Here is an 8,139-nt window from a genome sequence, read left to right on the forward strand (position 1 = left end):
GTTTGAGCGAGAATTACTCGTCTTCCAGTTCGATGTTGATACCCAGCGAACGAATCTCTTTCAACAGTACGTTGAAGGACTCTGGCATGCCCGGTTCCATCTGATGGTTGCCGTCCACGATGTTCTTATACATCTTGGTACGACCGTTCACGTCATCAGACTTAACGGTGAGCATTTCCTGCAGGGTGTATGCTGCGCCGTATGCTTCCAGCGCCCACACTTCCATCTCCCCGAAGCGCTGACCACCGAACTGTGCCTTACCACCCAGCGGCTGCTGAGTAACCAGGCTGTAAGAACCGGTAGAACGAGCGTGCATTTTGTCGTCGACCAGGTGGTTCAGTTTCAGCATGTACATGTAACCTACGGTTACCGGACGCTCGAACTGTTCACCGGTACGGCCGTCAAACAGCGTAATCTGACCAGACGTTGGCAGACCACCCAGTTGCAGCAGCTCTTTAATTTCAGCTTCTTTTGCACCGTCGAATACCGGCGTTGCAATTGGCATACCTTTGCGCAGGTTCTCTGCCAGACGCAGCACTTCTTCATCGCTGAAGGTGTTCAGGTCGACTTTCTGACGCACATCGGTACCCAGATCGTAGGCACGCTGGATGAATTCGCGCAGTTTCGCGACTTCCTGCTGCTGTTTCAGCATGGCGTTAATCTTGTCGCCGATACCTTTCGCAGCCATACCCAGGTGGGTTTCCAGAATCTGACCGATGTTCATACGAGACGGTACGCCCAGCGGGTTCAGTACGATATCTACCGGCGTACCGTTAGCATCGTGCGGCATATCTTCGATCGGGTTGATCTTAGAGATAACACCCTTGTTACCGTGACGACCTGCCATCTTATCACCAGGCTGGATCTGACGTTTAACAGCCAGATACACCTTAACAATCTTCAGCACGCCTGGTGCCAGATCGTCGCCCTGAGTGATTTTGCGGCGTTTCGCTTCGAGTTTTTTCTCGAACTCGTGTTTCAGTTCGTCATACTGCTCAGCCAGCTGTTCCAGCTGATTTTGTTTCTCTTCGTCGGTCAGGCCCAGTTCCAGCCAGCGATCGCGTGGCAGTTTGTCGAGCTTCTCAGCTTCAACGCCACCGGCAACCAGCACCGCATAGATACGGCTGAACAGACCCGCTTCGAGGATCTGCAGTTCTTCAGACAGGTCTTTCTTAGCCTGTTTGAGCTGCATCTCTTCGATTTCCAGCGCACGTTTATCTTTCTCAACGCCGTCACGGGTGAAGACCTGAACGTCGATAACCGTACCGGAAACACCGTTTGGTACGCGCAGAGAAGAGTCTTTAACGTCAGACGCTTTCTCACCGAAGATTGCACGCAGCAGTTTCTCTTCTGGCGTCAGCTGGGTTTCACCTTTCGGCGTTACCTTACCAACCAGAATGTCGCCGCCGGTCACTTCCGCACCGATGTAAACGATACCGGATTCATCCAGTTTGGAGAGCGCAGCTTCACCCACGTTAGGGATGTCAGCGGTGATCTCTTCTGGCCCCAGCTTGGTGTCACGGGACACACAGGCCAGTTCCTGAATGTGGATGGTGGTGAAACGATCTTCCTGTACCACACGTTCGGAGACGAGGATGGAGTCTTCGAAGTTGTAACCGTTCCACGGCATGAACGCTACGCGCATGTTCTGACCGAGCGCCAGTTCACCGAGGTCGGTGGACGGACCGTCTGCCAGCACGTCGCCGCGCTCAACTGGCTCACCCAGAGATACGCAAGGCATCTGGTTGATACAGGTGTTCTGGTTAGAACGGGTGTATTTGGTCAGGTTGTAGATGTCGATACCCGCTTCGCCCGGATACATCTCGTCTTCGTTAACTTTGATAACGATACGGGATGCGTCAACGTACTGAACGGTACCGCCACGCTTAGCCACTGCAGTAACACCGGAGTCAACGGCAACAGCACGTTCCATACCGGTACCAACCAGCGGCTTATCAGCACGCAGAGTTGGAACGGCCTGACGTTGCATGTTCGCACCCATCAATGCACGGTTGGCGTCATCGTGTTCCAGGAACGGGATCAGGGACGCACCGACGGATACCACCTGCTGGGTGGATACGTCCATGTAGTCAACCTGGTCGCGGCTGAACAAGCTGGATTCGCCTTTGCTACGGCAGGTAACCAGATCTTCTACAAAGTGGCCTTCGTCATCCAGGTTGGAGTTCGCCTGAGCGATAACGTAGTTGCCTTCTTCAATAGCAGACAGGTAATGAATTTCGTCGGTAACAACACCGTCAGTCACTTTACGGTACGGGGTCTCAAGGAAACCGTATTCGTTTGTCTGTGCGTACACGGACAGGGAGTTGATCAGACCGATGTTTGGACCTTCAGGCGTTTCGATTGGACATACGCGACCGTAGTGAGTCGGGTGTACGTCTCGAACTTCGAAGCCTGCGCGTTCACGGGTCAGACCGCCTGGGCCGAGTGCAGAGATACGACGTTTGTGCGTAATCTCAGACAGCGGGTTGTTCTGGTCCATAAACTGAGACAGCTGGCTGGAACCGAAGAACTCTTTCACGGCTGCAGAAATCGGCTTGGCGTTGATCATATCCTGAGGCATCAGGGTATCCAGATCGCCCAGAGACAGACGCTCTTTCACCGCACGCTCTACACGCACCAGGCCAACGCGGAACTGGTTTTCCGCCATTTCGCCTACGGAACGGATACGACGGTTGCCGAGGTGGTCGATGTCGTCCACTTCGCCTTTACCGTTACGGATATCGATGAGCTTCTTCATCACTTCGATGATGTCGTCTTTGCTCAGGATACCGGAACCTTCGATCTCATCGCGCAGCAGAGAACGGTTGAACTTCATACGACCAACCGCAGACAGATCGTAGCGGTCTTCAGAGAAGAACAGGTTCTCGAACAGGCTTTCAGCCGCTTCGCGAGTTGGTGGCTCACCAGGACGCATCATGCGGTAGATTTCTACCAGCGCGCTCAGACGATCGTTGGTTGGGTCGACGCGTACAGTCTCAGAGATGTACGGACCGTGGTCCAGATCGTTAGTGAACAGCGTTTCGATACGTTTGTGGCCAGCCTGACTCAGCTTAGCCAGCAGATCCAGGCTCAGCTCCATGTTAGCCGGGCAGATCAGCTCGCCAGTTGATTCATCAACGTAATCTTTCGCGGCTACTTTTCCTGCAATGTATTCAACCGGAACTTCGATGTGTTTGATATCATCTTTTTCCAGCTGACGGATGTGGCGCGCGGTAATACGGCGACCTTTTTCCACATACACTTTGCCGTCGGCTTCGATGTCGAACGACGCGGTCTCACCACGCAGACGTTCCGGCACCAGCTCCATCTGCAGCTTGTTGTCGCGGATTTCAAAGATCACTTTTTCAAAGAACAGGTCCAGGATCTGTTCAGTGGTATAGTTCAGTGCGCGCAGAATGATGGTTGCAGGCAGTTTACGACGACGGTCGATACGGACAAACAGGTTGTCTTTTGGATCGAACTCGAAGTCCAGCCATGAACCACGGTAAGGAATGATGCGCGCGTTATACAGTACTTTACCGGAAGAGTGTGTTTTACCTTTATCGCTGTCGAAGAAGACGCCCGGGCTACGGTGCAGCTGGGAAACGATAACACGCTCAGTACCGTTGATAACGAAAGTACCGTTGTCTGTCATGAGTGGAATTTCACCCATGTAGACTTCTTGTTCTTTAATGTCTTTAACAGTGCCTTCCGGCGCTTCGCGCTCGTAGATCACCAGACGCAGTTTTACGCGCAGCGGTGCGGAATAGGTCACGCCACGGATCTGACATTCCTGAACGTCAAACACCGGTTCGCCAAGGCGGTAGCTGACGTACTGCAGCTCGGAGTTACCGCTGTAGCTCTGAATTGGGAACACGGAACGGAAGGCTGCTTCCAGACCGTACTGCCCTTCAGGATCTTGCTCGATAAACTTCTGGAACGAGTCAAGCTGGATAGAAAGGAGATATGGAATGTCCAGAACTTGTGGACGTTTACCAAAATCCTTACGAATACGTTTTTTCTCGGTATAGGAGTAAACCATAGGGTTCCTCAGCTCGCTGACAAGTCGACCCATCTGTCCGACGAAGGGACAGTTTGTGCAACACCATTTTGTGGACCGGAAAATTGAATACTTTCCGCAATACCTGTTGCTATCACGCTTAAACCATTTCATTGCGATTTACACAGAGCGAGCACCCTGTCGCAGTATATTAAGTCGTCGATAGAAACAAGCATTGAAAGACACATCGATAGTCAAACAGTGTGAAATGCTACCGAGGCCTTACAGCGCAAAAAGGCTGGTGACTAAAAAGTCACCAGCCATCAGCCTAATTACTTAGGCTGCAACCAGAAAAGTTGGCTTATTTAACTTCAACTTCAGCGCCAGCTTCTTCCAGAGATTTTTTCAGTGCTTCTGCGTCGTCTTTGCTCACGCCTTCTTTCAGCGCAGCTGGAGCAGATTCTACCAGGTCTTTAGCTTCTTTCAGACCCAGACCGGTAGCGCCACGAACAGCTTTGATTACTGCAACTTTGTTCGCGCCAGCAGCTTTCAGAATTACGTCGAATTCAGTTTTCTCTTCAGCAGCGTCAGCAGCTGGGCCAGCAGCAACAGCTACAGCAGCAGCAGCAGAAACACCGAATTTTTCTTCCATTGCAGAGATCAGCTCAACAACGTCCATTACGGACATAGCGGATACTGCTTCAATGATTTGATCTTTAGTGATAGACATTTAAATTGTTCCTGAATATCAGAATAAGTTTATACGTAAGCAGATGCTTTATAAAGATAACTGCGATTAAGCAGCTTCTTTCGCATCGCGTACAGCAGCCAGAGTACGAACCAGTTTGCCAGCCGAAGCTTCTTTCATGGTTGCCATCAGGCGTGCAATTGCTTCTTCGTAGGTCGGCAGAGTTGCCAGGCGGTCGATCTGAGACGCCGGGATCAGCTCACCTTCAAAGGCAGCGGCTTTGACCTCAAATTTTGCATTCGCTTTCGCGAACTCTTTGAACAGACGAGCAGCAGCGCCCGGGTGTTCCATAGAGTATGCAATCAGGGTCGGACCAACAAACGTGTCTTTCAGGCACTCAAAAGAGGTACCTTCAACAGCACGGCGCAGCAGGGTGTTACGAACAACACGCATGTAAACGCCAGCTTCACGACCTGCTTTACGCAGTTCAGTCATTTTATCTACAGTTACGCCACGGGAATCCGCAACTACTGCAGACAGCGCGCCTTTGGCTACTTCGCTGACTTCAGCAACAATCGCTTGTTTGTCTTGAAGATTTAAAGCCATTAGCTTTTGCTCCTGGATGTTTGCCGGAACTCATGTTCCGGAACTCACTTCACTCTTCCCAACGGAAAGAGCGTCTTAATACGGTGAGCAGAAACAAGCCAGAATATCCAAAAATAATCTTAGCGTTCTGTCACCGTCTACGCAGGGGATTAAGTCTCTTGCGAAACACCTGCGGTCTTCGACGGAGGCCTGGATTAGGCCAGGCTCCAACGAACAATTCTTTTAGCCGCTAACTTTCGTTAGCAAACGTGGGGGTAAGATTGTAGACAAAATCACCGCCCACGTAAAGGCATTAGTTTGCAGCAGCACTCAGGCCAGCCTGGTCAACTGCAACACCTGCACCCATGGTGGTGGAGATGCTAACTTTCTTGATGTACACGCCTTTCGCCTGAGTTGGTTTAGCTTTTTTCAGCGCAACCAGCAGAGCTTCCAGGTTTTCTTTCAGTTTGTCAGCGTCGAAGTCCACTTTACCGATGGTGGTGTGGATGATGCCGTTTTTGTCGTTACGATAACGAACCTGACCTGCTTTAGCGTTCTTAACCGCTTCAGCAACGTTAGGGGTTACAGTACCCACTTTCGGGTTTGGCATCAGGCCGCGTGGACCCAGAACCTGGCCCAGCTGGCCAACAACGCGCATTGCATCTGGAGATGCGATAACAACGTCAAAGTTCATTTCGCCTTTTTTGATCTGGTCAGCCAGATCTTCCATACCTACCAGTTCAGCGCCAGCAGCTTTAGCAGCTTCTGCGTTTGCACCCTGAGTAAATACAGCTACGCGAACGGAACGGCCAGTACCGTGTGGCAGTACAGTTGCACCACGAACGTTCTGATCAGATTTACGAGCATCGATGCCCAGGTTAACAGCAACGTCAACGCTTTCAACGAACTTAGCGGTAGCCAGTTCTTTCAGCAGAGCGATAGCTTCGTTGATGTCGTACTGTTTGGTCGCATCAACTTTGTCACGGATCACGGACATGCGCTTGGTCAGTTTAGCCATTTCTTAGTCCTCCACTACCAGGCCCATGGAACGTGCAGTACCTTCGATAGAGCGAGTCATCGCTTCAATGTCGGCACCAGTCATGTCGGCAGCTTTGGTCTGCGCGATTTCCTGCAGCTGAGCGCGGGAAATTTTACCCACTTTGTCTTTGTTCGGTTTACCGGAACCAGACTTGATACCAGCCGCTTTCTTCAGCAGAACTGCTGCAGGAGGGGTTTTGGTAACGAAAGTGAAAGAACGGTCAGCGTAAACAGTGATTACAACTGGGATTGGCAGACCTTTTTCCAGGGATTCAGTTTTGGCGTTAAACGCTTTACAGAATTCCATGATGTTCACACCCTGCTGACCCAGAGCTGGACCAACTGGTGGACTTGGGTTCGCCATACCAGCTGCAACCTGCAGCTTGACGTAGGCTTGTACTTTCTTAGCCATTCTAAAATCCTCTGATTGGGTGATAGCGCCTCAGCGAGGCTCCCCGTGAATAAAATCGTTTTACAGGCCGTGGCCCATAAAAACAAAAGGCGCGAAATTGTATTCCAATCTCGCGCCCTGTGCAACGATTAAATCGCCGCTTTTTTGATCGCTGCTTAGGCTTTTTCTACCTGGGCAAAGTCCAGTTCTACCGGGGTCGCACGACCGAAGATAGAAACAGAAACTTTCAGGCGGGATTTCTCGTAATCCACTTCTTCGACCACGCCATTAAAGTCAGCAAACGGACCGTCATTAACACGAACCATTTCACCCGGTTCAAACAGCGTTTTCGGACGCGGCTTATCACCCACCTGCTGCAGGCGGTTCATAATCGCATCAACTTCTTTGTCGCTGATTGGCGCCGGACGGTCAGACGTGCCGCCGATAAAGCCCATCACGCGCGGTACGCTGCGCACAAGGTGCCAGCTCGCGTCGTTCATAACCATCTGAACCAGCACGTAACCCGGGAAGAATTTACGCTCGCTTTTGCGGCGTTGGCCGCCACGGATCTCGACCACTTCTTCGGTCGGAACCATAACTTCGCCAAATAACTCTTCCATGTTGTGTAATTTGATATGCTCACGCAGCGACGTTGCTACGCGGCCTTCAAAACCGGAAAACGCCTGAACGACGTACCAGCGCTTTTTAGGGGCTTCAGACATCTCAGAACCTCAGGCCAGTGATAAAGGATACCAGGCGAACCAGAATACCATCCAGTCCCCACAGGATCAGTGACATTACAGCGGTTACCGCCGCTACGATCAGCGTGGTGTGCAATGTTTCCTGGCGAGTCGGCCAAATTACCTTACGGACTTCGGTACGCGCTTCGCGGGCAAAAGCGACAGTCGCTTTGCCTTTTGTCGTCAACAGCGCGACACCACCCGCTGCAGCAATCAGAATTACCACTGCAAGCGCGCGTAGCGGCAGCATAATGTCACGATAAAGATAGTTGCCGACGATCGCTACGATCAGCAGAACGGCTACCACTACCCATTTCATCGCTTCCAGGCCGCGCCCGCTCCCTTGAGCTTCGGTATTCGCACTCATAAACCAACCTGTCAGAAGTATTCTACAAACATTTTCACCCCGCGATCGCGAGGCAAACCAAATCGAAATGCTAATTCGCTTTTCGAATTATACGCTCTCTGCAGAGCCTGTCTCAGCAATGATTATGACAAAAATAATCACTGATGAGCCAGGTTCTGGCGTGAAAGCGTGCAAAAAGGGCATCAAATGATGCCCTTTTATTGCGCATTGCGTCAAATGTTATCAGCAATTAGCCGAGAACTTTAGCAACCACGCCCGCGCCAACGGTACGGCCACCTTCACGGATTGCGAAACGCAGACCGTCGTCCATCGCGATTGGGTGGATCAGAG

Annotated in this window: 8 protein-coding genes; all 8 read right to left on the reverse strand. The window is 51.5% G+C overall.

Going from position 1 to position 8,139, the window contains the following annotated elements; genetic code table 11:
* Positions 1–13 precede the first annotated feature (13 nt).
* Positions 14–4,042: a DNA-directed RNA polymerase subunit beta gene (rpoB, locus tag HX884_RS16675; protein ID WP_008503453.1), complete on the reverse strand. Its 4,029-nt coding sequence runs from the start codon at positions 4,040–4,042 to the stop codon at positions 14–16.
* Positions 4,043–4,361: 319 nt separating this feature from the next.
* On the reverse strand, positions 4,362–4,730 hold the full coding sequence (gene rplL, locus HX884_RS16680) for a 50S ribosomal protein L7/L12 (RefSeq protein WP_013095002.1): 369 nt from the start codon (positions 4,728–4,730) through the stop codon (positions 4,362–4,364).
* 66 nt (positions 4,731–4,796) lie between these two features.
* Positions 4,797–5,294 (reverse strand): 50S ribosomal protein L10, encoded by a 498-nt coding sequence (rplJ, locus tag HX884_RS16685; RefSeq protein WP_013095001.1) that lies wholly within the window; start codon positions 5,292–5,294, stop codon positions 4,797–4,799.
* Positions 5,295–5,586: 292 nt separating this feature from the next.
* Positions 5,587–6,291 (reverse strand): 50S ribosomal protein L1, encoded by a 705-nt coding sequence (gene rplA, locus HX884_RS16690; protein ID WP_013095000.1) that lies wholly within the window; start codon positions 6,289–6,291, stop codon positions 5,587–5,589.
* A 3-nt stretch (positions 6,292–6,294) separates the two neighbouring features.
* Positions 6,295–6,723 (reverse strand): 50S ribosomal protein L11, encoded by a 429-nt coding sequence (rplK, locus tag HX884_RS16695; RefSeq protein WP_008503452.1) that lies wholly within the window; start codon positions 6,721–6,723, stop codon positions 6,295–6,297.
* 155 nt (positions 6,724–6,878) lie between these two features.
* Positions 6,879–7,424, reverse strand: coding sequence for a transcription termination/antitermination protein NusG (nusG, locus tag HX884_RS16700; protein ID WP_003862341.1), 546 nt, complete (start codon positions 7,422–7,424; stop codon positions 6,879–6,881).
* Position 7,425: 1 nt separating this feature from the next.
* Positions 7,426–7,809, reverse strand: a complete 384-nt coding sequence (secE, locus tag HX884_RS16705) for a preprotein translocase subunit SecE (protein WP_013094999.1) — start codon at positions 7,807–7,809, stop codon at positions 7,426–7,428.
* A gap of 229 nt (positions 7,810–8,038) precedes the next feature.
* On the reverse strand, positions 8,039–8,139 hold a 101-nt coding region (locus tag HX884_RS16710), incomplete at its 5' end, for an elongation factor Tu (protein WP_072082104.1).

This window comes from Enterobacter sp. SECR19-1250 (assembly GCF_013391025.1).
GTDB lineage: Bacteria > Pseudomonadota > Gammaproteobacteria > Enterobacterales > Enterobacteriaceae > Enterobacter > Enterobacter cloacae.